This is a genomic window from Desulfogranum mediterraneum DSM 13871, from assembly GCF_000429965.1.
GTDB lineage: Bacteria > Desulfobacterota > Desulfobulbia > Desulfobulbales > Desulfobulbaceae > Desulfogranum > Desulfogranum mediterraneum.
Genome location: NZ_AUCW01000070.1, coordinates 1 through 1,766 on the forward strand (window position 1 = coordinate 1; position 1,766 = coordinate 1,766).

2 protein-coding genes are annotated in these 1,766 nt (G+C 46.9%); one reads left to right on the forward strand and one right to left on the reverse strand.

Annotated elements, in window-relative coordinates; translation table 11 throughout:
• A partial coding sequence (locus G494_RS27460) for a hypothetical protein (RefSeq protein ID WP_208597693.1) occupies window positions 1–223 on the forward strand: 223 nt, incomplete at its 5' end.
• On the opposite strand, the gene G494_RS0114685 is transcribed toward G494_RS27460, so the two are convergent.
• The gene (locus G494_RS0114685) at window positions 192–1,571 is read right to left on the reverse strand and encodes a transposase (protein ID WP_051305736.1); all 1,380 of its coding nucleotides are present in this window, start codon (window positions 1,569–1,571) and stop codon (window positions 192–194) included. The two genes, G494_RS27460 and G494_RS0114685, sit on opposite strands and share 32 nt — an antisense overlap.
• Window positions 1,572–1,766: the final 195 nt, after the last annotated feature.

The following is a 1,766-nucleotide window of genomic DNA, read 5'->3' on the forward strand; positions in this document are numbered from 1 at the left end:
GGTAGTTGCCAAAATTCATAAAAAACTCGACAGCACTCCTGACGAACGAAGACATGTTGTCATTTTGGGAGCACTCAACGCTTATTTGCTGGCAAGTGGCCGAATTTTCGACGCACCAATCCAGCAGACCTTGCCAGGGCGTCAACCCAAGAAGGTTTTGATCATTGAAAAATGTAGAAAAACTCTGGTGCTTATTCCCATTGGATCTCCACTTCCTGTTTAGGGATACCATTGACTATGCAGTGAAGTATGGTTTCCATTGAGGAGGCAACATAACTCTTGAAAAAGATACGTATATCCTCCCAAAGATATTTGTTGGCGCGGCACTTGACACGTGCCGCCTGGAATAACGGACAGCACATCTGTTGAACCTGGTCGATCAGGAAAGCCAGCATCATCAGGTGGGCGAACACAGCACTGAGGTGTTTTTTACCAAGGCCGTAGTTGTGCTCAAGGTTATACCCTTGGTTTTTCAGCGTATTGAAGGTCTCGTTCTCAATTCGCCATCTTGCACGCCCGGCCCGCATGACGTCATAGACGTTTTCTCTGGTAAGAGGAATGTCTGTTACCCAGGCAAAGCGTCGTTGAATATTGCCCTCATCATCGGTTTGCCAGTACTCCAGAAAATTTACTCGCAGAGAGTCTTCGCTGCTTTTGTTGAGTGCCACATCATTGAGATAGCGGAAACAATGGTGGATACCTTCTTCGACCGGGTCAGGTAAATGAATTTCGTTGATTGTTCCGGCCCCAACCGCTTCGTCAACCAACTGGTACAGATATTCATGATCTTTTGGCTTGGCCCCGAGGATAAAGCGAAGATTGTGCTTTTTCAGCTCCTGGATATGCGGAGCATTGGACGCAAGTGCATCCTCTACGACAATAATCTTCAGATGAGGGTGCTCTCGACGTAAGTCATCCAAGTAGCGCTTGGTAGCATTACGTTCGCAATCATTTTTAGTACTCCCATCCTGCTTGATTATCATTTCTGGGCAGGTAGGGATTACCTCTGAACGACCAGGGTGAACAAAGGCGCCAGCTACCATTTGTTGGTAGTACTCAACTTTACCGTTACGTTTGCGCTTGCTCTGGCAGTAAGGTGAGCTGATTTTTTCCGAGGTATAAACACCGGTACCGTCAACAGCTAGCAGATAATGTCCATCGAGAAAGGTCATCTTCTCAAGTGCCTTTCCCCGTTGGATTTGAGTAAAAATGGTCCTGAATGGTCGGCGGATATCTCTGACAGAAACCTGGTCCAGTATGGTGCGCATTTGGCTGTCACAGGGAATATGCTGTATGCTGAACACCTCGTGCAGACTGTCGGGATCCTCTTGCCGTCGTCGTTCAAAGGCAAGCAGCGATGGATCCTTAAGGCAAAACATGGCCAATCCTGACATCAGGGCATCGGAAAGAGATATCTTTGAATTGGCAGCCCGGTGATCGGGCACCTTGTCAAAATCCTCACGTACTCGTGCATAGAGGGCATCTGCGTTGAGATGGTTGCGCATTTTGATTCGACGATAGGTTGCGTTGGATTTGCGTTGTCTATTAAGCAGTCTTCCGAGTGAGGCCATGGTACGTTCTCCTGTAATTATTTGTTCTTACAGAAAAAAACGCGACCACCCCTCTCAGGGATGTCAAGAAGAAACCATTCTTGGTTGCAATTATTTTTTACATAAATTCAATTAGATATCGCCTAAAAGTTTACGAAATTGCCGCTTGGCATACTACGCTATTTAAGGCTTTGCGGCCAAAGCGGGAACTGCTGA